This is a genomic window from Finegoldia sp. P1-F-LS (assembly GCF_052932205.1).
Map to the genome: position 1 here is coordinate 234,611 of NZ_JBRFJH010000001.1, position 25,341 is coordinate 259,951.

Genomic DNA, 25,341 nt, shown 5'->3' on the forward strand with positions numbered 1-25,341 from the left:
TTAGAAGGCTTGTTTTTTTAATAAATTGTTCTGTAAAGGCCGATAACTTTTCCTAAAATCTCAACATCTTTTACAATAATAGGATACATCGTTGAATTAGAAGGTCTTAGTTCAATATGATCAGAATGTCTATAAAATCTTTTTACAGTTGCTGATTCATCCATTAACGCAACAACGATATCTCCATTGTTTGCAGTATTTTGTTTGCGAACAATTATCTTATCTCCGTTTAATATTCCGTCTTCAATCATAGATTCCCCTTGAACTTTTAGAATGAATACTATTCCTTGTGATGTATATTCAATAGGAAGAGGAAATGTGTCCTCTACATTTTCTATAGCTAAAATCGGCATTCCAGCTTGAACTTTCCCAACGATAGGAACATCTATAGTTTCTTTTTTGATTTCATTTTCTTGTTCTTCATAAACACTATCTATGATTTCTAATGCTCTATTTTTTAGAGGATCTCTTCTTAAATAACCCTTCATCTCTAATTTCAAAATATTATTGTGGACGGTAGATGTTGAATTTATATTTAAACTATCGCCAATTTCTCGAATAGCAGGGGGATATCCTTTGTAATCTATATATCTTTTTATAAATTTTAATATTTCAATTTGTTTTGAGGTTAAATCATCGTACATTAATATACTCCTTTTCTATTCTTTTCTTGATTATATCATATTTCTTCAAAAAATGAAACATTTGTTTCTTTTTTTAATAGAACATAAAATCTTTTATTGACACACAAGAACATATGTTGTAGAATAAACATATAGAACATATGTACAGAAAGTGATTTCTGGTAGGGAGGAAATATGAAAAAATATAGAATAACAAATAAGTTTAAATTTTTTAGATTCATATCAATTTGTTTTGTAGCACTATGCTTGATGATATTAGTAGTAACTACTAATATGAGTTATGGTAATTATGAGAATTTAGAATATAACACTGAATATTATATTGTAGAGCCATCGGATTCATTGTGGAAAATTTCTACAAAATTCAAACCTGATAGCATGAGTACAAGACAATTTATATCTGTAATAAAACACTACAATAGATTTATAGAAGGCAGTTCAATTAAAGTAGGCGAACATTTGAACATACCTTTAATAAATAAATAATGATACTGTTATACTCCTAATACTATCTAATAACAGTAATGAAGATCAAGCACATGTCTTGATCTTTTTATTTTTTTCTATTTAGTGTTTTTTAAATCGTTATTTAAGCTATTAAGTGGGTTTTTATTTACTGCATTTCTTAAACTGTTATTATCGACATGAGTATATATTTGAGTTGTAGACACTGATTCATGACCTAAAATTTCTTGCAATACTTTTATATCAACATTACCATATTGATACATTAAAGTAGCTGCTGTGTGGCGTAATTTATGAACACTGTATATACTAGTGTCAAATCCACCTATTTTTAAATAATGTTCAATTCTGTATTGTATTGCACGATTACTCATGCGATTTCTTTTTTTGCTAATAAATAAAGCGTCATTATCTATTTCTGGTCTTATTTTAAGATAATTATCGATAGCATCTAAACACATATCATTTAGATAAACAGTTCTTTCTTTGTTTCCTTTTCCGATAACTCTCAAAGTATTTGTTTTTATATGATCAATATTTATGCTGCTAAGCTCAGATAGTCTCATACCACAATTTAAAAATAATACTGTAATACAGTAATCACGGGATTTAATTTCTTCATCTTTTTCGCGAAGGATAACCTTAAGTAAATCTAATGATTCATCAAGCGTAAGATATACTGGTTGTCTAATGTTTTTTTTGGGTGAATCTAAAAGTTCTGCAGGGTTTATTATATCAAGTTTTCTAATATTTATAAGATACTTATAAAACGTTCTGATACTAGAAGTTTTACGGCTACGTGTAGATGATCCATTGGATCTATTGTGATCTAAAAATCCCATGAAAGAGTGCAGATCAATGACATCAATATTTTTGAAAAAATTTAAATCTACATCAGAAGAATCAATATTAACAATATCATCAAATGATTTTAATTTTATATTTTGCTTACGTGCTATAATGTATTTTATCATTAAATTAATATCATAAGCATATTCTTTAACGGTGTTTGACGAACGACCTTTTATAGTTTCTAAGTAGTCTAAAAAGTCCATAAGTATCATAGGATAGCTATTCATAGTACCTCCAAATTCTATAAGCTTAATGTCACAAAATTATTATTTTGTGACATTATAATTTTATCAAAATACTCCTCCATTGTCAAAAAAATATAGCAAATTTTATTTGCTATATTTTTTGTTATCTGCTATGAATTTGTTTAAGTTTTTCATACCTTGTTTTATATCTTCAATACTTGTCGCATAACTCATTCTAATATATTTATCATCACCAAAAACAATACCTGGTACGAATGCAATATTATATTCTGAAAGCAATTTATTACACAATTCTAAAGAATTTTTAATTGTGCTATTATAAAATTGATCCATCTTAATAAATACATAGAATGCTCCATTTGGATAAATATATTCTAAGCTAAGTTCGTCTAATTTAGATACTATATAGTCTCTTCTGGATTTAAATTCAATTATCATTTCATTAACTTCATCAGTTTCATCTTTTAACGCCGCTAAGCCTGCTATTTGGCTTAATGTATTGGCATTGGATGTAATATGTCCTTGAAGCCTTTTTATGAGCGTAGAAACGTCTTTACGGCTACAAGAATATCCTAATCTAAATCCAGTCATTGCATAAGACTTAGAAAAACCATTAATTGTTATTGTTATATCATTAATCTTTTCCGACAATGAAGCCATGCTTATAAATTCTGTATCGTATGATAATCTTTCATAAATTTCATCTGATATTATATAAACATTATTTTCAACTGCCCAGTTGCCAATATTAAACAATTCATCTTTTGAGTATATTACTCCTGTTGGATTAGAAGGGTTATTTAATATAAGGCATTTAGTATTCTCGGTTTTATATTGGTTTAATATATCTACATCCACTTTAAAGTTATCATTATATGGTAAAACTACAGGTTTACAATCAGTGAGTTTACACATTTCTGGGTAACTTAACCAATATGGTGACGGTATAAGAACTTCATCATTAGGGTTTGTTAATGCAAATAAACTATTGACAATTGCTTGTTTAGCGCCAGTAGATACTACTATAGAATCTTTATCACATTTAATATGATTAATATTGTTAAGTTTTGAACTTATTTCTTCTCGCAAATCTGATATTCCACTAGTATCAGTATATCTAACTACTCCATTATCTAAATAATTTATAGTTTTATCAATTATATATCTTGGAGTTTTAAAGTCTGGTTCGCCAACAGTAAAGTTATAAACTTTAACTCCTTCATTTTTTAATTTATTAATTTTAGCACTCAATTCAAGTGTTAAAGATGGATTTATACTGTTAATTTTTTTTGATAGCATAATCGCTCCTTAATTCATGTAGTTTTTTTATAGATTCAAAAGTTGAATAATTTAAGGCGAAATTTCCCATTAAATATTCTTTATCAAATTGCTTTCCGTGACAGTCACTTCCCGCCGTGTATAGTAACTTGTTTTTTAATGCTATATTCAAGTATTTTTTAATATCAGTAAATGAATGTTTAGAATTAATTACTTCAATTCCATCAATACCCATTTCTATGATTTCATTTACTATATTATCATCATTCAATGTTACAGGATGTGCTAAAATACATACACCGTTAGCTGATTTTATAGAATTAATAATGTTTTGTAGTGATGTGAAGCTTTTTTCGACATAGCATTTACCTTTTGGAGATAAATATTCGTTAAAAGCTTCATTTTTATTTTTACAAATATTAATATCTACTAAATATTGAGCTAAATTACTTCTAGAAAAAACTCTGTCTTTACTATAATTCAGGACTTTATCCTTGTCAATTTTTATTCCGATTTTCGAAAAATTTTTTTCAAAAATATCAAGTCTTTTTGCTCTATCATTTATAGCTAATTCAGATATTTTTTGTAATTTTTCATTGGACCTATCTACATAGTATCCTAAAATGTGTACTTCTTTGTTTTTATAAGTTATTCCAAATTCTACAGCTTTTATGATGTTAGCATTACAGAATGGGGTATTAGATGGCATTAGTATATCATGATCAGTAATAGCAATTTTATCAATAGAATTTTTATTTGCATTATATTGAATTTCTTCAATGCTTAATCTCCCATCACTTTCTGTGGAATGTACGTGCATATCAATCATTTTTAAATCCTTTTAAAGTTTTTCATATTAGAAGAAGGTCAACAAATGTTGACCTTCTAAGTTAATTCTTATTTTGCGTAATCAGATACCCTATTTTCTCTTATGACATTTACTTTAATTTGTCCAGGATATTCTAATTCACTTTCAATTTTATGAGCTACATCTTTTGCTAATATAACCATAGAGCTTTCATCAACAACATCAGGTTTTACCATGATTCTAATTTCTCTACCAGCTTGTATAGCATAAGAACTTTCAATACCATCAAATGAATTAGCTATTTGTTCTAGATTTTCTAATCTTTGGATATAGTTTTCCATAGATTCACGTCTAGCTCCAGGTCTTGCTGCGGATATTGCATCAGCAGATTGAACTAATATAGATTCGATACATGTTGGTTCAACATCACCGTGATGAGCCTCAATACAATTAATAACATCTTTTGGCTCTTTAAATCTTTTAGCAGCGTTAACGCCTAGTTCAACGTGAGGTCCCTCGATTTCGTGGTCAATTGCTTTTCCTAAATCGTGTAGTAGTCCACCTCTTTTAGCTAATTTAACATTTACTCCTAATTCACTTGCAAGCATTCCAGCGATATTGGAAACTTCAATAGAATGTTTAAGAACATTTTGACCATAACTTGTTCTGTAATGTAGTTTACCGAGAATTTTAATCAATTCTGGATGTAAACCGTGTACATTTGTTTCATCACAAGCTTCTTCACCTTTTTCTCTTATAGTATTATCTACCTCTTTTCTGGCTTTTTCAACCATTTCTTCAATTCTAGTAGGATGGATTCTTCCATCAACTATAAGTTTTTCCAAAGCAATTCTTGCGATTTCACGTCTTACAGGATCAAAAGCTGATAATACAACAGCTTCTGGAGTATCATCAATAATCAAATCTACGCCTGTTAAAGTTTCAAAAGCTCTTATGTTTCTTCCTTCACGACCAATTATTCTGCCCTTCATGTCGTCATTAGGTAAATTTACGACAGATACGGTAGATTCTGCAACTTGATCTGCGGCATACCTTTGAATTGATGTACTAATGATTTCTCTTGCAAATTTTTCAGATTCTTCCTTAGTTTTGGATTCGATTTCTTTAATAATAGCAGCTTGCTCACGTATTGTTTCAGTTTTAACTCTTTCAAGAACGATGTTTTTAGCTTCGTCACTTGTTAATCCAGCAACTTTTTCCAATTCTAATTCTTTTTCATCTATCAAAGATTGGATTTTAAGTTGCATATCGTCAGCTTTCTTCAATTCAGAATCTAGCTTTTTATGTTTCTTTTCTAATGATGCATTTTTTCTTTCTAAATTCTCTTCTTTAGAATTAAGTCTATCTTCTTGACGACTGATTTCTTTTAATCGAGATTTATTTTCACGATCCAAATCACTTTTCATCTTAAAGATTTCGTCTTTTGCTTCTACTAATAATTCTTTCTTTTTAGTTTCAGCATCTTTATTTGCATCTTCAATTATTTTAACAGCATAATCTTCAGCACTTCTGATTTTTTTCTCAGCTAAGCTTTTTCTAAAAAAGAAACCTATTACAATACCTAAAATTGCAGCAAGTATAGCAATTATTAAAGATGTTGTGGTGCTCATAAATACACCCCCTTTATTCAATTTTCAATATTCATTAAATAAATCTTTTGGATAAATTTACTCTTTAAGTGTAGTACAAATACAGTTGATTGTCAATATTTAGATATATAATAGAAAATTATATAACATTTATTTCTGAAGTGTTATTTCTATTAGTAATTCTGTAGTTAATATCTCCTATTGCCGATAAATGCGCATTATGAGAAATCATTATGATTTGTTTATTATATTCTTCGCTTATTTCGTTAATAAAATTTGCTACATTGTGTATATAGTCTTCACTAACATGCTTACAAGGCTCATCAAGAACAATAATATTAGCTAAACTATTTTCATACAGCATTATAAAGGAAATTCTTAGAGCTAGAGATACAATGTCTACTACCCCACCACCCCTAGCATCAACTATATCGTAAGTGAAAGATTTAATCTCTCCATCGATATCAAGTTCTTCTTCTATGAAGAATTTTGCTGATGGATTGTTATTTTTAATTTTAATCTCTATTTTAAAATTCATTTCTTTTTCAAAAATATAACTTAAACATCTACTAACAAGGTTTTCTATTTGAATTTTGGCTTGTTCTCTTGAATATTCTGAAGTCTTATCATAAAGCATCTTTATAATTTCGAGTTTTTCGATTTGTTTTTCAAGTGCATCAATACTTTCTTTAGTAGATTCAATTTCTTTTTCTATTGATTTCTTTACTGCTAATTCACTTCTATAATTAATTTCCATTGAAGTTATTTTGGATTGCATATCAATTAAATCAATTTTTTGCATCAGGAAGAAGCTCCTCTGCTTTTTGTAGGTCTTGCTCAATTTGATTTTTTAATTTTATAATCTCTGATTCCAAATTTTCAGGATCTATATTTAATTCTTTCAACTGATTAAGTATATCTTCTTTTTGCTTCTCTAAATTTTCTAACGCAATTTCGGCACGATTTTTATCTTCTTTAGCTTTATCAAGTCTTTCTTTTATACTATTAAAACGTTCATTAATATTCATTATTTTCTCAACTCCTTTATTATTTGATCTACATGGTTATCATCTATCTCGCTTAGACAAAATGGACATGTTTTTTCTTTATACAAATTATCCTTGTATTCCTTTATTAACTCATCTATTAATATATTACTTTGATTCAATTCTCTGGATTTCTGTTGACTAATCTCTTGTTGTTTATCCAACGTATTCTTTATAATTTCAAGTTTTGTTAGCAATTCATATGACTTATTAATATTAAATATCATGTTCGGCAAACAATTTATAGACTTCAGTTTATTTAAGTTAAAATTTTTGTCGGAAATCAACCTATTTACATTTTGATATGAAATGTTTAGATTGTTTAGCTGAATATACTTTTCTTTATTTTCCTCAATTCTATCTGTTATTTTTGATATTATAGAAGTATAAAGATTATTTAATATTTTCTTGTTATTGCTTATCTCTAGATTTACTTCATAATAATTTTTATTTAAATTTGATAAATTGCTTAAAACTTGAATATACTTTTGAGTATTAAATAAAATCTCATCTGACACAGCAACGTTTTTTAATTTATTTAATTTAATTTTCAAATTATAGTAACTATTATTCACGTAATTTATTCTATTATATAATGGGTTCATAAACCTAACTAAAGTCAGATTTTTATCAAGGTTGTCAATAATTTCCGATATTAAATCAGTATTTTTTAAATTCTTCAAGCTAATATTATTAAATTCAATTCCTTTTAATATTTGTTGATAATTATCATTTATTTCAGTAAGCTTTGATAAAAATAAAATATTATTTTGAGTATTATGCAAAGTTTTGAAACAAAGGTCTAATCCTTTGTAGTTATCTAAGTATTTATATCCATTTTTAATTCTAGAATTTAATTCAGAAACTTGATCTGATAATGTTTTTAATAAATTTAGATTTTTAGAATTAATTTCTAAATTATTATATAAACTTTTTAACTTGTCGATTTTAATTTTATCTTCATTTAAATGATTATAATTATTTAAAGATTTTTCTTTTTCTTTAATAAAACTTTTTTTAAAGTTTAATTCATTTTTAGTAGTTTTTATTTCTCTGGAAACATTTCTTGATGCATTGTCTAATATATCAACATTTACCAATTTACCTATGGCATTTGCTTTTGTAGAATCAGTTTCTGAAAGCAGAAATGAATTTTCTAATTGTGATGCAATCAATATATTGTATTGTTCGTTTAGTAGATTGACTTTTTTGAAAAGAAAATCATCTTGAATTTCTGTTGGTATTTCCCTACCAAAATTCACGTATTCCTTAATATCTTCATTATCTACATTATTTTTTATGTGATAATAATTAGTATTGCCTTTTCTTCCTCTAAGAATAAAATTACCGTTGTTAAATACAATTTTGACTTCAACATTATTGTATCCATTTCGTATTAGCAAATCGGTTGTATAATCGTTGAATAAAACCCATGATAGCGCTCTAATTAAGGCAGTTTTACCACTATCAGAAGCTCCTGTGATTAAATTAACTTTTTCTGAAAGTTCAAAATGGCCTTGTTCGTAAGATTGAAAATTAGTTAAATATATATCTGTAATATACATTATTCTATTCTCCTTATTGCTTCATCGATAATATCTTCATCGATTTTCATTTCTTTTCCTATATTTTTCAAATTATTATTAATATCTATAATTGGATTACTTGATAATTTTGATAGTTTTTCTTTTATGTCTAGCAAACTTTTGCTTTTTATTGAATAAGGATTTACTTGTTTTTCGGAAAAAATTTCTTCACTTTTTTTAGCACTCTTTAAATAAATATCACTAATATTGATTTCTTCTTTTGTGAGTTCAATTAATAAAACTTTTGGGATTCTCTTTCTTTCTGATTCCGTATTAGTCATTCTTGCGATGCTTCCAGGATTAGAAAAATATTTTTCGTTAACTTTAACAGTTTTAAATCCAGTATGATAATGGCCGCTTAAAACTATATCACAATCTGTATCCATAATCTGATCAATTAAAGTATACTCAATTTGTTCAATAAATTTCTTATATAATAAAAAGCTGTGAATCATTAGTATGTGATAGTCTACATCATCCAATCTTTTCGGATAATAATGTGATTTATCTGATGAATCAATATCGTGCGTATATGGTTGTCCAGATATTTGAACTCTTAAACCATCTTTTTCAATAATTACAGGCTTACCTTCTTCGATTAGCTCTAGTACATCTAACGAATTAAAAAGCCCCATCATAGCTCTATCTATGGAGTTTGGATTATAACCATAGATATCATGATTTCCGCTAATTATAAAAACTTTCTTAGGAAATGTTTGAAACAATTTTCCGAATCTTGATGCTGTTTTGATTCCGACATCAGCTTTATCAAACAAATCTCCACCGTGAAGTATAACATCGACATTTTCATTAATTGATATTTCTCTAATTTCTTCAATTTTTTTATAAATAGAATCTTCATAATCATCTATTCTAGATCTAGGGTTTTTGGATTTTATATGTGTATCAGTAAAAAATAATATCTTCATAATATAAATAATGGGCAAGTATTACTTGCCCTATTCTTATTCATCCTCGCTTATTTCATTTTTTAATTCTTCATCGATTTGATCAATTATTTCTGTTTCAGTATCATCTGAAGAATCTTTTGATTTTAATCCGTAAAATTCGTAAGTTTTATCGATTATTTCTTCGAGTATTTTAGGATTTTCTTCTAAAAATACCTTAGAGTTTTCACGGCCTTGACCTAATTTTTCTTCTTCATAGCTATACCAAGCACCAGCTTTTTTTATTACTTTACAGTCGGTAGCTAAATCTAAAATTGTACCAATTTTGGAAATTCCTTCACCGTACATTATGTCAAATTCTACTTGTTTAAAAGGAGGTGCAACTTTGTTTTTGACGATTTTTACTTTAGTACGATTTCCAACTATATCGTCACCTTTTCTAATAGCTTCTCCTCTTCTAATTTCAATTCTAACTGAAGAATAGAATTTTAATGCTCTACCACCTGTAGTAACTTCAGGATTACCAAACATTATTCCAACTTTTTCTCTAAGTTGGTTTATAAATATAACGGTACAATTACTTTTCGAAATAACACCTGTTAATTTACGTAAAGCTTGAGACATCAGTCTTGCTTGCAAACCAACATGGCTATCTCCCATGTTGCCTTCTATTTCAGCCCTTGGAACTAATGCCGCAACAGAGTCAATGATTATGATATCTACTGCAGAACTTCTTACAAGAGAATCACATATTCCTAAAGCTTGTTCACCTGTATCTGGTTGTGAAATGATAAGATTATCAGTATCAACACCTAAGTTTTTAGCATAAATTGCATCTAATGCATGTTCAGCATCTATAAATGCTGCTGTACCACCCATCTTTTGAGCTTCAGCGACTACATGTAACGCTAAAGTTGTTTTACCAGAAGATTCAGGTCCATATATTTCAATTACTCTACCTCTTGGAAGTCCCCCTATTCCTAAAGCAACATCCAAGTTTATAGCTCCAGTAGGAATAGCCTCGATATCTTTTTGAACATGATCTCCGAGTTTCATAATAGAGCCTTTTCCAAATTGTTTTTCAATACTTGCAAATGCTTCTCTCAAAGCTTGATCCTTTTCTGTACCATTAGAAAAGTCCATGACTACCTCCTAAAAATTTTAAACAGAACATAAGTTCTTGTATTTATTATACCACAAATTAGAAAATATTTATATATTTTTTAAATCTAAAACATTAACATTTTTAAAAATATAATCACACAAGCTGATTACAGTTAATATGATTGAAATATAATATAGGTACATATCTAGAGCAAATCCTAATTTATTACTTGTATTAATTAAAATCAAAACTATAGCAATAAACTGTGTCATAGTTTTAGATTTTCCCCAATAACTTGCAGCTAATGTAACACCGTTAGATGCGGCTAATATTCTAAATCCGCTTATAGTAAGTTCCCTTAGTACTACAATAACAACACTCCATGCAGGAACTTTTCCTAGTTGTACTAGAACAATCAATGCGCTACAGCTCAACATTTTATCAGCCAATGGATCCATAAACTTACCAAATGTAGTAACTAAATTTTTCCTTCTTGCTAGTTGACCATCAATAAAATCTGTTATTGCAGAGATTACAAAAATTAACGCAGGTATATAATTGTCTGTTTTAAATACAAGTAATGATGCTACAAAAAATGGTATAAGAATTACTCTTAATGTTGTGAATTTATTTGCAATATTCATATTAATCACGTCTTTCTAAATAATCTTTTGGTATTAAAATTTTTCTAGGCTTGCTTCCTTCACTAGGGCCAACAATACCTTTTTCTTCCATTTGATCTATGATTCTACCTGCTCTGGCATACCCTATTTTTAATTTTCGTTGTAATAGAGAAATTGAAGCAGATTCTTCATTTAAAATAATTTCTACTGCATCTGTAAATAAAATGTCTGTATCGTCATCATCAATATCTATTGTTTCTGATTTATCAATATCTTCTATAATCTCTTCTTTGTAATCGGTTTCGTTCTTATTTATTAAAAATTTAACTACATTATCGACTTCTTCATCAGAAATAAAAGCTCCTTGAACTCTGCTTGGTTTTGACATTGACGAAGGGAAGAACAACATATCGCCTCTTCCGATAAGTTTTTCTGCACCAGATTGATCTAAAATAGTTCTAGAATCAATTTGGCTACTAACAGCAAAAGAAATTCTTGATGGTACATTTGCCTTTATTGTGCCTGTGATTACATCCACGGTTGGTCTTTGAGTTGCAATTATCAGATGAATACCACAAGCTCTTGCCATTTGAGCTAGTCTGCAAATAGCATCTTCAACATCATTTGCTGAAACCATCATTAAATCACTTAATTCGTCTATTATAATGACTATATATGGTAGTTTTTCAAGTTCATCATTCTTATTCTTCTTATTATAAGCTTTGATATCTCGAACATGATTTTCTGAAAATATTTGGTATCTTCTTTCCATTTCTCTAACAGCCCAATTCAAAGCAGCGCTTGCTTTTTTAGGATCAGTAACAACCGGAATAGCTAGATGAGGAATATTATTGTAAATGCTTAATTCCACAACCTTAGGATCAATCAATATAAGTTTTACGTCATTTGGATTTGACTTATACAAAATACTCATTATTATTGTATTGATGCAAACAGATTTACCACTACCTGTAGCTCCTGCAATAAGTAAATGTGGCATTTTATCTACAGAGGTTACAATACATTTTCCTGAGATATCTTTTCCTAAAGCTATTGGCATCAATGATTTTTCTTTTACAAAATTATCAGACATTAGAATCTCTTTTAACATTACAGAGTTTTTGACGTCATTCTCCACTTCAATACCTACTACGGATTTACCAGGAATTGGAGCTTGTATTCTGATTCCGCTTGTTGCGAGTGAAAGTGATAAATCATCCGCAAGATTAACTATCCTTGAAACTTTTACTCCTGGTTTAGGTTCTAACTCATAGCAAGTAACAGTAGGACCCCTATCAATTTGAACAACAGTTGCATCTATCGAAAAGTTTTTTAGTGTGTCTTCAATCATTTTCGCTTTTTCTAATACTGAATCATCATTATCCTCAAAGTATTCAGCATTTTTTAAAAGTTCCAATGGAGGAAAAGTATAATTACTTTGACCGGATAATTCGCCAAAATCTATAACAGATAATTGTTCTCCAGAATCTTTTTCATTAGATTTATAATCATTTAATTTAGGTTTTGGAGATTCAAAATCTATAGTTTTCTTAAAGTCAGACTTTTCTTTAATAGGACTTTTAGGATTTATTTCTTTTGTAATTTTGTTTTGCTTAGTTACGCGTGATTTTTTGATGTTGTTATTTCTCTTGAACTGATCCATTTTAGTTATTATATCTAAAATGGATTTTTTAACAAAATCGAAGAATTTTTGAAATAATTCTTTTAAAGTTAAATTCATTATTACCGCTATTAAAAATAAAAAACAAAACACAAGTGCAACATATAAACCGATGTATCCTATAGCTATGTTTAATAATGATGCAATGATAGCTCCAATTACTCCAATACCACTGTAGTTATTTGCCAACGTTAAATTTAAATCAATCCTTTGATTAATATTAAGGTTTGGATAATTTGATAAATTAATAAGACTCATTATGAAAATTGATGAAACAGCCAATATAAAAGTAATTTTTTTTATTTTATCCCCATTTTTTATCCCAGATATTGTAGATATTGTAAAAAGTATACCAAGTGATATAAAAACGTATGAAAATAGTCCAAAAGTATTAAAATAAATGTTTTTTACAATTATTCCTAAGACTCCAACTCTACTACTAGCCATAAATATTAGTGAAATGATTAACACTAATATAATTATTAATTTTGTAGAAGAATTGGAGTTTTTTTTGCTTTTGGATTTTGCTTGAGTTTTATTTGGTGATTTAGTATTTCTAGCCATAATTAGTAGCCTGTATGGCCAAATCCGCCATCATTTCTATCTGTTTCATCTAATACTTCAACTTCCGCAAATTCAATATTTTCGTATTTTTGAAGTATCATTTGACAAATTCTATCCCCAGTGGAAATTGTATATTCTTCATTCGACAAATTTACTACAGGGATTTTTAATTCTCCTCTATAATCACTGTCTATTGTGCCTACACAATTTATCAGAGTTATTCCATGCTTAATACTTAAACCACTTCTTGGTCTGATTTGAATTTCATAACCTTCTGGAATGGCAATATAAATTCCGGTAGGTATTAGTGTTCTTTCAAGTGGTTTTAAAGTAATATCATTTTCTGTATAAGCTCTCAAATCCATACCACTAGACCCAATTGTTGAATATTTTGGTAGAGGGTTATTAGATTTATTAATTATTTTAACTTTCATAATGTCCCCTTTCAAAAATATAGTTGAGTAATATAATTACTCAACTATTAATTATTTATCTTCTGAGTTTTGATCTTCAGATTTTTTATCAAAATTCTTTTTTTCTTTTCTTTCCGGTTTTGGTAAAAGAGCTTTTCTGGATAATGTCATCTTACCTTGATCATCTATATCCATAAGTTTTACCATAATTTCATCGTTTTCTTTTAAAACATCTTCAACTTTATTAGTTCTTTCGTGTGCTATATTAGATATATGAAGAAGACCTTCTTTTCCAGGTAATATTTCAACAAAAGCACCAAAATTCATAATCTTAGTAACTCTTCCTAAATATTTTTCACCAATTTCAGGTTCTCTAACTATTTCTTTAATCATATCTATAGCTCTTTGTGCGCTTTCAGTATTTTCACCAGCTACTGTAATTTTACCGTCATCTTCAGTATCTATTTTAACACCGGTCTCATCAATAATTTTGTTGATTACTTTTCCGCCTGGTCCGATAACTTCTCTTACTTTTTCAGGAGCTATATTAATTACCATAATTCTAGGAGCGTACTTTGAAATTTCTTTATTAGGTTCACTTATACACTCGTTCATTAATGATAAGATATGAAGTCTACCAACTCTAGCTCTTTCTAGTGCTTCAGTTAATATTTCTTCAGAAATTCCGGTAATCTTAATATCCATTTGTAATGCAGTTATTCCATCTTTTGTACCTGCAACTTTAAAATCCATATCTCCCAAATGATCTTCTAAACCTTGAATATCAGAAAGAATTACTACATTATCATCTGCTTTAATTAATCCCATAGCAATACCTGCAACAGGTTCTTTGATTGGAACACCGGCATCTAATAAGCTCAAAGTTGATCCACAAACAGATGCTTGAGAACTAGAACCGTTAGAACTTAAAACTTCAGAAACTACTCTTATTGTGTAAGGGAATTCTTCTTCTGATGGAATTACTGGTAAAAGAGCTCTTTCAGCTAAAGCTCCGTGACCAATTTCACGTCTTCCAGGACTTCTTAAAGGTCTAGCATCACCTACAGAGTAAGGTGGGAAATTATATTGATGCATATATCTTTTATCTTCTTGATCAATTAATCCATCTAGTACTTGTGCATCAGATGGAGTTCCTAAAGTTGTAACAGATAAAACTTGAGTTTGACCTCTTTTAAACAAACCTGAACCATGTGGTCTAGGCAAGATATCTACATCACAAGTTATTTCTCTAATTTGATCAAGTTTTCTATTATCAGGTCTGATATGATCTTCCAATATTAAACGTCTTACTTCTGATTTTTCTAAATCATCATATATAGTAGAAACTTTTGAAGCTATACTTTCATCATATTTTTCAACAAAATGATCCACTACACTTCTTTTAAGAGTATTAATGTGATCTTCTCTATCTAATTTATCTTCATTAACTGTAATTTTCTTTAAATCTTCAATGCAAAATGATTTAACTTCTTCATCTAATTCAATATTTTTTTCAGGTTGAATGAATTCTTGCTTTGGCTTTCCACATTCTTTTTGAATTGATTCAATGAATTCACATATTTTTTTGATTTCTTCATGCGCTCTAAGTATAGCCTTCAATACTTGTTGTTCTGTAATATTATTGCAGCCAGCTTCAACCATCATAATAGCATCTTTTGTACCCGCAACAGTCAATTCAAGATCTGACTTTTCTCTTTGTTCTTTTGTAGGATTTATAATAAATTCGCCATCTATCATTCCTACAGCTACAGAGCCAGTAGGTCCTAAGAAAGGAATGTCTGAAATACTCAATGCAATAGATGAACCTATCATAGCTAAAATATCTGGAGTATTGTCTTGATCTACAGAAAGTGCAGTAGCTATAACTTGCACATCGTTATGATATCCTTCTGGGAATAATGGTCTTAAAGGTCTATCTATTAATCTAGCAGTTAATGTAGCTTTTTCACTAGGTCTACCTTCACGTTTTATAAACCCTCCTGGAATTTTTCCAACAGAATAAAGTTTTTCTTCAAAATCACATGTTAATGGGAAAAAATCAACTCCCTCACGAGGTTCTTTTGATCCTACAGCAGTAACTAGAAGTACAGTTTCACCAGATTGAATCAAACACGCTCCGTTTGCTTGTTCGGCAACTTTTCCAATCGTAACTTCTATTTTTTTACCGCATAAATCATATTCGTATTTTTTTATCATATATTCTCCTTATAAATAAAAAGAGCGGAAAAACCCGCTCTTTCAATTATCTTCTAATGTTTAATCTTTTAATTAAATCACGGTATCTTTCAATGTCTTTATTGCTAAGATAGTTAAGAAGATTCCTTCTTTTACCGATCATTTTGAAAAGACCTCTTCTTGAATGGTGATCATTCTTATGAGACTTTAAATGTTCAGTTAAGTAGTTTATTCTGTAAGTTAATAAAGCTACTTGAACTTCTGGAGAACCAGTGTCTCCTTCTTTAGTTTGGTATTCTTTGATTATTTCTTCTTTAATTTCTTTGTTGTACATAATTTCCTCCATAAAATTTATTATTCACCATTACAGTGATATCGTCGAGGTTTCGAATATCAATGTAACAGTAGTACTTATTTATATTATCATATAATCTTGTAATTGTAAATCTAAATCTTGATTTTTTGCAAAGTTGTAATCGTTTTTTAATTTATTGATAAGTTCAATCTCAGAATTAAATTTAATATTGTTTCTTATTTTATTTATAAATACTAATGTCAAATTTTTCCCATACAAATCACCTTTAAAATCTAATATATGAGTTTCAATTTTGACATCATGCTCATCGTATGTTAGGTTTTCTCCTACTGAAGTTATGCCTTTGTATAATTTGTTATCATAAATAACGTTAGTATAATAAACTCCTGCTGCTGGTATAATATATTGTTTACATTCCAAATTAGCAGTAGGATAACCTAAATTTCTCCCTCTATGTTTCCCATCGACAACAACCCCCTTAATGCTAAAGGGTCTGTAAAGTATTGAATTAGCATCCTCAACGTCTCCACTCATCAAAAATTTTCGTATTGTTGTTGATCTAATAGGTACACCATTAATAAATTGATCATCTATAATATAAAGTTTATAATTAAAAACTGCTTGAAAATTTTTCAAAGTAGATACATCACCAGATGCATTAATACCAAATTTAAAATCATTGCCAACAACTAAATTTTTGAAATTGGTATGCTCTTTTACATAATTTAAAAACTCTTTAGGATTTAAGGATAAGAAATCTTTATCAAATGATTTGATTAAACAATAATCTACATTCATTCTTTTTACTAGATAGATTTTATCTTCCATCGTTAATATGTTTTTAAACTTGTCATCTTCTAAAACTTCTGAAGTATGGGACTTGAATATAATAACCCCTGATTTACCTAAACTAACACATTTATTTATAAGTTTTTGATGTGCTAAATGTAATCCATCAAAATTTCCCAGAGTAATAGCATCTATATTAATTTTTACGTTATCTTTGTCTAAATCAATTATTTGCATATATCAAATACCTTATTCATTTTTAAAATATGATCTTCAATACTACCAATACCAATAAATCTATCATTACAAATTACTTTGATATTATCAATGTTATCGTGAACGATATTTATTTTAACACCATTGGTAATTTTTTTATATAAACTTTCATCGAGTTCAATAGATTTCATTTCTTTCAAACTTTCGTAAACAGAATATGATACATCTTCAATATTACATTTTCTAAGTGAATCTATTTTTACTGAATCTTTTATATCGAAACCACCAGAATTTACTCTGATAAGAGACTTCATATAAGCCAATTTATTTAGTTTTTTTGCAATATCTTCTATTAAAACTCTAATGTAAGTTCCTTTCGAACATCGAACTTTAATTATACACGAATTTTCTAAAATATATAAAGGTTCTATGTTAAAAATGGTGATTTTTCTTGATTTTCTCTTAATTTCCTTGTTTTCTCTTGCATATTCGTAAAGTTTTTTTCCATTTACTTTAACTGCTGAATACATTGGAGGTACTTGTTCAATGGTTTTACCATTTAAATCGTCTAGAATTTTCTTTAGTTTTTCTTTATCGTATGTTTTTTCTGAAAAACCTGTGACATTACCAGACAGATCGAGAGTATCAGTACTTATTCCAAAACACATTTCAAATATATATGTTTTTCCGTGTTCCATTAGATATTCTGTTATTTTAGTTCCTTTTCCAACGCCTAGCAACAAAACACCAGTTGCATCAGGGTCTAGTGTTCCAGCGTGTCCAATCTTTTTGGTTTTTAATATTCCCTTGCAGATAGAAACTACATCTTGAGATGTGTAGCCTTTTTCCTTAAAAACATTAATTACACAATCCATATATATCAATTTCTTCTTTAATTTTATTTAATACTGTTTCAAAATCTTCAAAAATTCTTGTCGCAGCAGCATTTTTATGACCGCCTCCGCCAAGATTTTTTGCAATTGCTCCAACATCAATATTTCCCTTGCTCCTGAAACTTACCTTGTATTCTTTTTCAGATTGTTGCTTAATTAAGACTGAAATCTTAATTTTGTCTGTATCTCTGAAAGTATTTATTACACTATCAATATCAGAAATTTCAACATTATACTTATTTAATTGAGATGTATTTACAAACCCAATTGCAACACAATCATTATAGATTTCAGTCTTAGATAAGATTTCATTTTCTAAGAGTTGTGCTTCAAATTTTTTTGACTGATAAATTAATTCATTAATTTTCATCATATTTGCACCATATTCAACTAACTTAGAAGCTTTAGCTAATGTTTCAGCGGTAGTAGCAGAATATAAAAATCTTCCAGTGTCAGTTGAGATACCAGTTAATAGTGACATAGATATTTCTTCATCAATAGGTAGATTTAATTCGTCTATTACATCAAATACTAATTCACAAGTTGAACTATATCCTTTTTTTACTATATTGATATCACCATAATATTCATTACTTTGATGATGATCAATATTTATTTTGTATTTGGCTTTATTAAATAATTTATCAATATTACCTAATCTTTCATAGTTAGCGCAATCTAGGCAAATTATCATATCAATATTAATATCTGTATTATCTGATAGCAAATTCAAATTGGGAAGAAATTTTAAGTTTTCAGGAATTTTATCGAACTCAATAGGATAAACTTCTTTACCAAAATTAAGCAGACTTTTAGATAAACCTGTTAAAGAACCTAGATTATCTCCATCTGGATCTAAGTGTGAAATTAGAGCAATTGAATTTGCTTTATTCAATTGCTCTTTAAATTTCATGATTTCATCTTTAATTTCCATTATGGTTTTCCTCATGAATTGATTTTATTAGATTTTCAATATGCATACTTTGTTCGCTTGTTTCATCAATTTTAAAAATTAATTGTGGTACATGTCTCAAATCTACATTTTCACCAATTTGTTTTTTTAAAAATCCTTTTGCTTTATTTAGTCCTTCAAGAGTTTGTTTTTTCTTTTCATCATCGCCTATTACAGCTATATATACTGTAGCAAAACTCAAATCATTTGTTACTTTTACTTCTGTAACCGAAACATTTAGTTTATCGATTCTAGGATCTTTTAGTGAATTAATTATAGAACTTGAAATAACTTTTTTGATTTCTGATGAAATTCTTCTTACTCTTTTAATATTCATATTTCTCCTATCTTTGTACCTCGTTTAGTACATATGCTTCCAGTACATCTCCTGGTTTAATATCATTATAATTTTCCAAGCCCATTCCGCCTTCATAACCTTGAGTTAATTCTTTAACATCATCTTTATATCTCTTCAATGAAGACACCGGACCTTCGAAAATTAAAATTTCGTCTCTTAAAAGACGAACAGTAGCATTTCTAGTTACCTTTCCAGTATTAACATACACACCGGCAACCGTGCCTACCCCAGGAACTTTGAAAGTATCTCTAACAGTGGCTCTACCTAAAACTTCTTCTTGATATTGAGGTTTTAACATACCAGTGATAGCATTCTTAACATCTTCTATTGCATCATATATAACTCTATAAGTTCTTATTTCTATAGATTCATTTTTAGCCATATCCATTGCAACTTGAGTTGGTCTTACGTTAAATCCAATGATTATAGCACCTGAAGCAGATGCTAAGTTAACGTCAGATTCAGTTATACCACCTACTGCACCATGAATGATATTAACCTTAACTTCTTCGTTACTTAATTTTATTAACGATTGTTTTATGGCATCAATTGTACCTTTAACATCAGTTTTTATTATAATATTTAAATCTTTAGTTTCTCCATCGGAGATTTTTCCGAATAATTCATCTAAGTTCATTGTTGAAGAAGATTTGATTTGTTCTTCGCGGTTATGATCTTTAATTTTTTGTGCATAATTTCTGGCTTCTTTTTCATCTTTTACAGCATATATCATGTCGCCAGCTTCTGGAACTTCGTTTAAACCTAAAATTAAAACAGGAGTAGATGGACCAGCTTTTTTTACTTGCTTACCTTGATCATTAAACATAGCTCTGATACGACCGCTAGCTTGTCCACTAAATACCATATCAGAATGTTTCAAGGTACCTTTTTGAACCAAAATTGTAGCAGTTGGACCCCTTCCTTTATCAAGTTGAGCCTCTATTACTGTTCCTACAGCAAGTCTATTAGGATTAGCTTTTAGTTCTTCCATTTCTGCAACCATTAAAATCATTTCTAATAAATCATCTATACCTTCACCAGTTCTAGCAGAAACTGGAACTAAAACTGTATCTCCACCCCAGTCTTCTGGAACCAATCCATTTTCAGCTAATTCTGTTTTTACTCTCTCTATATTTGCGTTTTCTTTATCTATTTTATTAATAGCTACAATTATTGGAACTCCAGCTGCCTTTGAGTGATTGATAGCTTCGATTGTTTGAGGCATTACCCCGTCATCCGCAGCAACTACTAATATTGAAACGTCTGTTACTTGAGCTCCTCTACTTCTCATTGCCGTGAAAGCTTCGTGGCCAGGCGTATCTAAAAATACTATTTTCTTGTCATTAACTCTAATAGTATATGCACCTATATGTTGCGTAATTCCACCGGCTTCTCTGCCAGCAACTCTTGAATTTCTAATTCTATCAAGTATAGAAGTTTTACCATGGTCAACGTGTCCCATTACGGTGATAACAGGTGGTCTTTCCTTTAAATCTTCCTTCTTGTCTTCAAAATCTAGATTAAAAACATCATCATCATCGAAATCTTCGACTTCATCTTGTTCAACGATAACATCAAACTCACCTGCTACTAAACTTGCAGTATCAAAATCAATTTCTTGATTTTGATTTGCCATAATGCCTAATTCCATTAGTTTCATTATTAACTCACTAATAGATACACTTATTTTTTCAGATAAATCTTTTACTGTTATATGAGGTTGAATAATAAATTTTTTAGGTTCTTTTGTCTCATGTTTTATAGCTTCATCTTTTCTATTATGGTCGTTATTCTTATTATTCTTGTTATTTTTGCTATTTTTATTATTGTTTGAATTCTTATTTTTAGTATTTTTAAAATTCTTATTCTTTTTCTTATCATTTAAATCGCGTTTTCCATTCATTTCAGACTTATTTTTATGCTTGATCTTGTCGAAATGAGAAACAGACTCTTCGTCATTGTTTCTTGGGTGCTTTGGTTTAAATCTTTTGTTAGAATTATTTTGTTTATTTGAGTCAACTGATGAAATTTTTTCTGTTGTTTTTTCAGTATTTTTATTAGTAATTTTTTTATTTTCATCATTAGATTTACTATTATTTTGACTAGTTTGAACTTTTTTTTGATTTTCATAAAAAGATTTAACTTTTGCTATTTGGTCTTTATCTAATGTTGACATATGACTTTTAACTTCGATTTTATTATCTTTTAATTTGCTCATTAAGTCTTTTGTTGAAACGTTCAATTGTTTTGCCAATTCATATACTCTAATTTTTTCCATACAAAGACCTCCTTTTGATTAATCTTCTACATGGTTACTTAACTCCTCATATATAAGTGCGTCCACATCTGTTTTTAAAACTTGACTTAGTCTTCGGTTTTTCTTAGCTTTATTTATACAGTTTAAATTCTTACATAAATAAGCTCCTCTTCCATTTTTCTTATTTGTCAGATCCACGGAAACTCCGTCATCTTTATTAAAAACAACTCTGATTAGTTCTTCCTTTGGCTTATTTTCGCCACAAACTACACATTTTCTTAAAGGAATTTTTTTAGTTTTCATTTAATACTCCAAAACTTAAATATCATTTAATTTTCAGAATCTTCTGCAATTTCGTTGTTATCAGACACTAAAGAATTATCATCTTTGATGTCGTCCATCTCTTCCTCTTTATCATCTGATTCATGATATTTTATTTTTTCAAAAATCTTATCTTTAACTTCTGCTCTTACTTCAATGCCGTTAGCTTCTAAGAAATCAGCTTCACCATCAAATTCAACAGATAAGATACCATCATCATAAGCTTCTAAATATTGGTTAAGCCCTTTGATATCTATTTTCCAATTTGTTAATTTGGCTGCAAGTCTTGCGTTTTGACCCTCTTTTCCTATAGCTAAGGACAATTGATCTTCCGAAACAATTACACGACATATTTTTTGCGCTTCATCAATAAATGTTGCTATCACTTCTGATGGACTTAAACTATTTGATATAAATGTCTTAATATCTTTTGACCAAATGACAATATCTAATTTTTCACCATTCAATTCATCTACAATAGATTTAACTCTAGTTCCACTGAACCCTACACATGAACCAACAGGATCAACATTTTCATCGTTACTGAAAACTGCAATTTTAGTTCTTGAACCAGGTTCCCTTGCAACGCTGAAAATTTCAACAGTTCCATCGTTTATTTCCGGTACCTCTAATTCAAATAATCTTTTAATTAAAGAATTATCTGTTCTAGATAAGATTATTTGAGCTCCTTTTGTAGTGTTTTTGACCTCTTTAATAAAAAGTTTTAATCGTTTGTTTGGAATGTATTCTTCAGTTTTTATTTGCTCTGAAACAGGTATTATTCCTTCTACTCTACCTAAATCTATATAGACAATTCCTCTTTCTACACGTTGAACGGTTCCTGTAATTATCTCTTTTTCTCTGTCAATAAATTCGTTATAAATATTATCGCGTTCTGCATCTTTTAGTTTTTGAATAACAATATTTCTAGCAGTTTGAGCAGCTATTCTTCCAAAATTTTTAGGTGTTATTTCTATTTTTATCTTGTCGCCTAAATCATATTTGTGCTTAATAGCTTTTGCTTCTTCTAAACTTATTTCCGTATTTTTGTCTTCTACGTTTTCAACAACAGTTTTGATTGCATATAAATTAACTTTACCATTGTCTCTATTGATGTTAACTTCTACAGAACTTTCTTCGTTTTCATGGTCTTGATAATCAAAATTTTTCTCATAACTTTTAATCAACGCTTTTTCCAAAGCATCGAAAACAACTTCCCTTGGTATTTTTTTTGATTTTTCTAATTCATCAAGAGCTTTTATAAAATCATTGTTCATATATTACTATCAATCGAATAAAGAAAGTTTAATCGATGATATATTACTCCTTTCAATTTTAATTTCTTTTTTTTCTAATTCCAAAGATATTTCCTTATCGTTGAAATCTTTTAAAATACCTTTGAACTCTTTTTTACTATCTAATTTTTGATATAAGTTTACTATTACAACATTTCCTAAATTCTTTTTAAAATCCTTATCTCTAGTAAATGGTGTGGTAATATCTACTGATGCTATTTCTAAATAATATGGATCTGAAATAGGATCTATTTCATCTAATTTGTCAGATATTTTATTATTTATTAACTCACAATCATCAATCGATATTAGGCCATCATCTTTTTCGATATAGAAAGTTAAAATATTTTTACCGTTATTATTTGAGTATTCTACATCATAAAATTCGATACCAGTATCTTTTATTAAAGGACTAAGATCGTTATTCATGAGGTCTCTAAGGTATTTCTTGTTCATATAACTCCTTTTTTTCAATTACTTAAATAAATAAGAGTGGGATTTCCCACTCTTAGCCACAATTTATTCTATTCATATTATATCATAATTAAACTTAATAATCAAACTATCTTCTGTTTCTCAAACACAAAGGTCTGTCAATAATTTCTTTCATGATAATAGCTTTTTTTAATTCATCATTATGTTTAAATTCATCATTAATTTCAACTCTTATCAATTCCAATTCGTCGTTTCTTTTTTCATCAATATCTTTATCAAGTAATTTTTTGTTTTCCTTTTTAAATTTTGTTTTATCTAAACTATTGATATTAACTTGATTAGATAGCGAATTGTCAGTTTTATCATAAGACAATTTTGTATTTGATTTATCTTTTCTTAAATCTTCTAATGTCTTTTTCTTACGATAATTTTTATTGCGAAAGTTTTTATGATAACTTTTTGAATTATTCATGTGTATAAAATAATTAGCAAAAAACTTTATAACTATTAAGGCAATCAAAAGAGAAATAAAAGAAAACATTATTTATCATCCTCTTTTATTTTTTCACTATTCCCAGAAATTGCTTGTCTCATTTCAGTATCACTTATAATATTTTTCATATTATAATAATCCAATACTCCTAGGTTACCAGACTCTAAAGCTTTGGCAATGGCTAATGGAACTTTTGATTCGCTTTCAACAACTTTAGCTCTCATTGAACGAACTTCAGCTATCATTTCTTGTTCTTTTGCAACGGCCATAGCTCTTCTTTCTTCCGCTTTTGCTTGAGCTATTCTTTTATCAGCTTCAGCTTGATCAGTTTGAAGCTTAGCTCCAATGTTTCTTCCAACATCAACATCTGCTATATCAATTGATAATATTTCAAAAGCTGTTCCTGAATCCAACCCTTTATTTAATACAGTTTTTGAAATTGAATCTGGATTTTCTAAAACAGATGTGTGAGATTCTGATGAACCCACTGTAGTTACAATACCTTCTCCAACTCTAGCTATAATAGTTTCTTCTCCAGCACCACCGATTAATCTTTCTATGTTTGCTCTAACGGTTACTTTCGCTTTGACTATAACTTCGATACCATTCATTGCCACTGCAGCAATATTTGGAGTTTCAATAACTTTAGGATTAACAGAAACTTGAACAGCTTCTAGAACATTTCTACCAGCCAAATCAATAGCTGCTGCTCTCTCAAATTCTAACTCGATATCTGCTCTTTGGGCCGCAATTAAAGCATTTACTAGAGTATTTACATTTCCACCAGCTAGGTAATGCGCTTCAAGTTGATTAGTAGTTAAATTTAAACCTGCTTTTGTCGCTTTAATAAGTGGATTAATAATGTTTTTAGGGATTACTCTACGTAATCTCATACCAATTAATTGTGAAATTTTTACGTGTACTCCTGAGAACTGAGCTGTGACCCATAAACCTACTGGTACTAACGAAAAGAATACTAATAGTAATATAACTATTAATATAGGTACTAAAAATGGAATTTCAAATGGCAT

Annotated in this window: 26 protein-coding genes; 1 reads left to right on the forward strand and 25 read right to left on the reverse strand. The window is 28.8% G+C overall.

Going from position 1 to position 25,341, the window contains the following annotated elements; all coding sequences use genetic code 11:
- Positions 1-17: 17 nt before the first annotated feature.
- A complete protein-coding gene (gene lexA, locus ACU68Y_RS01400) occupies positions 18-644 on the reverse strand; it encodes a transcriptional repressor LexA (protein WP_002838320.1) in 627 nt (208 codons plus the stop codon).
- A gap of 174 nt (positions 645-818) precedes the next feature.
- Here lexA and ACU68Y_RS01405 point away from each other — a divergent pair, with 174 nt between their 5' ends.
- Positions 819-1,130, forward strand: a complete 312-nt coding sequence (locus ACU68Y_RS01405; protein WP_002838135.1) for a LysM peptidoglycan-binding domain-containing protein — start codon at positions 819-821, stop codon at positions 1,128-1,130.
- Positions 1,131-1,207: 77 nt separating this feature from the next.
- Here the strand turns inward: ACU68Y_RS01405 and ACU68Y_RS01410 are convergent, their stop codons facing one another.
- The 24 genes from ACU68Y_RS01410 to floA form a co-directional block, all read right to left on the reverse strand.
- Positions 1,208-2,188 carry a tyrosine recombinase XerC gene (locus ACU68Y_RS01410; RefSeq protein WP_094225627.1) on the reverse strand — a complete coding sequence of 327 codons (981 nt, stop codon included), beginning with the start codon at positions 2,186-2,188 and terminating at the stop codon, positions 1,208-1,210.
- Between the two features lie 102 nt (positions 2,189-2,290).
- Positions 2,291-3,466 (reverse strand): pyridoxal phosphate-dependent aminotransferase, encoded by a 1,176-nt coding sequence (locus ACU68Y_RS01415; RefSeq protein ID WP_002838204.1) that lies wholly within the window; start codon positions 3,464-3,466, stop codon positions 2,291-2,293.
- The gene (locus tag ACU68Y_RS01420; RefSeq protein ID WP_446755251.1) at positions 3,447-4,274 is read right to left on the reverse strand and encodes a PHP domain-containing protein; all 828 of its coding nucleotides are present in this window, start codon (positions 4,272-4,274) and stop codon (positions 3,447-3,449) included. Before ACU68Y_RS01420 ends, ACU68Y_RS01415 begins: the two co-directional genes overlap by 20 nt.
- A 68-nt stretch (positions 4,275-4,342) precedes the next feature.
- The gene (gene rny, locus ACU68Y_RS01425) at positions 4,343-5,884 is read right to left on the reverse strand and encodes a ribonuclease Y (RefSeq protein WP_446755252.1); all 1,542 of its coding nucleotides are present in this window, start codon (positions 5,882-5,884) and stop codon (positions 4,343-4,345) included.
- A gap of 118 nt (positions 5,885-6,002) precedes the next feature.
- Positions 6,003-6,641 carry a chromosome partitioning protein ParA gene (locus ACU68Y_RS01430; RefSeq protein ID WP_231840049.1) on the reverse strand — a complete coding sequence of 213 codons (639 nt, stop codon included), beginning with the start codon at positions 6,639-6,641 and terminating at the stop codon, positions 6,003-6,005.
- Positions 6,642-6,651: 10 nt separating this feature from the next.
- Positions 6,652-6,891, reverse strand: coding sequence for a hypothetical protein (locus ACU68Y_RS01435; protein ID WP_002838254.1), 240 nt, complete (start codon positions 6,889-6,891; stop codon positions 6,652-6,654).
- Positions 6,891-8,474: an AAA family ATPase gene (locus ACU68Y_RS01440; RefSeq protein WP_002838134.1), complete on the reverse strand. Its 1,584-nt coding sequence runs from the start codon at positions 8,472-8,474 to the stop codon at positions 6,891-6,893. The genes ACU68Y_RS01435 and ACU68Y_RS01440 overlap by 1 nt, the downstream gene beginning before the upstream one ends.
- Positions 8,474-9,424 (reverse strand): metallophosphoesterase family protein, encoded by a 951-nt coding sequence (locus ACU68Y_RS01445; protein WP_002839010.1) that lies wholly within the window; start codon positions 9,422-9,424, stop codon positions 8,474-8,476. Before ACU68Y_RS01445 ends, ACU68Y_RS01440 begins: the two co-directional genes overlap by 1 nt.
- A 36-nt stretch (positions 9,425-9,460) precedes the next feature.
- Positions 9,461-10,546 (reverse strand): recombinase RecA, encoded by a 1,086-nt coding sequence (recA, locus tag ACU68Y_RS01450; RefSeq protein WP_002838340.1) that lies wholly within the window; start codon positions 10,544-10,546, stop codon positions 9,461-9,463.
- 69 nt (positions 10,547-10,615) lie between these two features.
- Positions 10,616-11,152 (reverse strand): CDP-diacylglycerol--glycerol-3-phosphate 3-phosphatidyltransferase, encoded by a 537-nt coding sequence (pgsA, locus tag ACU68Y_RS01455; protein WP_002838234.1) that lies wholly within the window; start codon positions 11,150-11,152, stop codon positions 10,616-10,618.
- A gap of 1 nt (position 11,153) precedes the next feature.
- On the reverse strand, positions 11,154-13,376 hold the full coding sequence (locus ACU68Y_RS01460) for a DNA translocase FtsK (protein WP_446755253.1): 2,223 nt from the start codon (positions 13,374-13,376) through the stop codon (positions 11,154-11,156).
- 2 nt (positions 13,377-13,378) lie between these two features.
- A complete protein-coding gene (dut, locus tag ACU68Y_RS01465) occupies positions 13,379-13,810 on the reverse strand; it encodes a dUTP diphosphatase (RefSeq protein ID WP_316449234.1) in 432 nt (143 codons plus the stop codon).
- Positions 13,811-13,861: 51 nt separating this feature from the next.
- Complete coding sequence (locus ACU68Y_RS01470; RefSeq protein WP_002838153.1) at positions 13,862-16,006, reverse strand: polyribonucleotide nucleotidyltransferase; 2,145 nt, start codon at positions 16,004-16,006, stop codon at positions 13,862-13,864.
- A gap of 46 nt (positions 16,007-16,052) precedes the next feature.
- Positions 16,053-16,319, reverse strand: a complete 267-nt coding sequence (gene rpsO, locus ACU68Y_RS01475) for a 30S ribosomal protein S15 (RefSeq protein WP_002838220.1) — start codon at positions 16,317-16,319, stop codon at positions 16,053-16,055.
- Between the two features lie 81 nt (positions 16,320-16,400).
- Positions 16,401-17,327 carry a bifunctional riboflavin kinase/FAD synthetase gene (locus ACU68Y_RS01480; RefSeq protein WP_446755254.1) on the reverse strand — a complete coding sequence of 309 codons (927 nt, stop codon included), beginning with the start codon at positions 17,325-17,327 and terminating at the stop codon, positions 16,401-16,403.
- A complete protein-coding gene (gene truB, locus ACU68Y_RS01485; RefSeq protein WP_094225635.1) occupies positions 17,318-18,181 on the reverse strand; it encodes a tRNA pseudouridine(55) synthase TruB in 864 nt (287 codons plus the stop codon). Before truB ends, ACU68Y_RS01480 begins: the two co-directional genes overlap by 10 nt.
- A complete protein-coding gene (locus tag ACU68Y_RS01490) occupies positions 18,165-19,133 on the reverse strand; it encodes a DHH family phosphoesterase (protein ID WP_094225636.1) in 969 nt (322 codons plus the stop codon). The genes truB and ACU68Y_RS01490 overlap by 17 nt, the downstream gene beginning before the upstream one ends.
- Positions 19,123-19,488: a 30S ribosome-binding factor RbfA gene (rbfA, locus tag ACU68Y_RS01495; RefSeq protein WP_002842001.1), complete on the reverse strand. Its 366-nt coding sequence runs from the start codon at positions 19,486-19,488 to the stop codon at positions 19,123-19,125. Before rbfA ends, ACU68Y_RS01490 begins: the two co-directional genes overlap by 11 nt.
- A 7-nt stretch (positions 19,489-19,495) precedes the next feature.
- On the reverse strand, positions 19,496-21,787 hold the full coding sequence (gene infB / locus ACU68Y_RS01500) for a translation initiation factor IF-2 (protein ID WP_446755255.1): 2,292 nt from the start codon (positions 21,785-21,787) through the stop codon (positions 19,496-19,498).
- Positions 21,788-21,805: 18 nt separating this feature from the next.
- Entirely contained in the window at positions 21,806-22,069 is a 264-nt protein-coding gene (gene rnpM, locus ACU68Y_RS01505; protein ID WP_002838279.1) for an RNase P modulator RnpM, read from the reverse strand.
- A gap of 26 nt (positions 22,070-22,095) precedes the next feature.
- Positions 22,096-23,364 (reverse strand): transcription termination factor NusA, encoded by a 1,269-nt coding sequence (gene nusA / locus ACU68Y_RS01510; protein WP_446755256.1) that lies wholly within the window; start codon positions 23,362-23,364, stop codon positions 22,096-22,098.
- 9 nt (positions 23,365-23,373) lie between these two features.
- Entirely contained in the window at positions 23,374-23,838 is a 465-nt protein-coding gene (locus ACU68Y_RS01515) for a ribosome maturation factor RimP (RefSeq protein WP_094225639.1), read from the reverse strand.
- Positions 23,839-23,944: 106 nt separating this feature from the next.
- The gene (locus ACU68Y_RS01520; RefSeq protein WP_304151348.1) at positions 23,945-24,289 is read right to left on the reverse strand and encodes a hypothetical protein; all 345 of its coding nucleotides are present in this window, start codon (positions 24,287-24,289) and stop codon (positions 23,945-23,947) included.
- Between the two features lie 68 nt (positions 24,290-24,357).
- A complete protein-coding gene (floA, locus tag ACU68Y_RS01525) occupies positions 24,358-25,341 on the reverse strand; it encodes a flotillin-like protein FloA (protein ID WP_002836436.1) in 984 nt (327 codons plus the stop codon).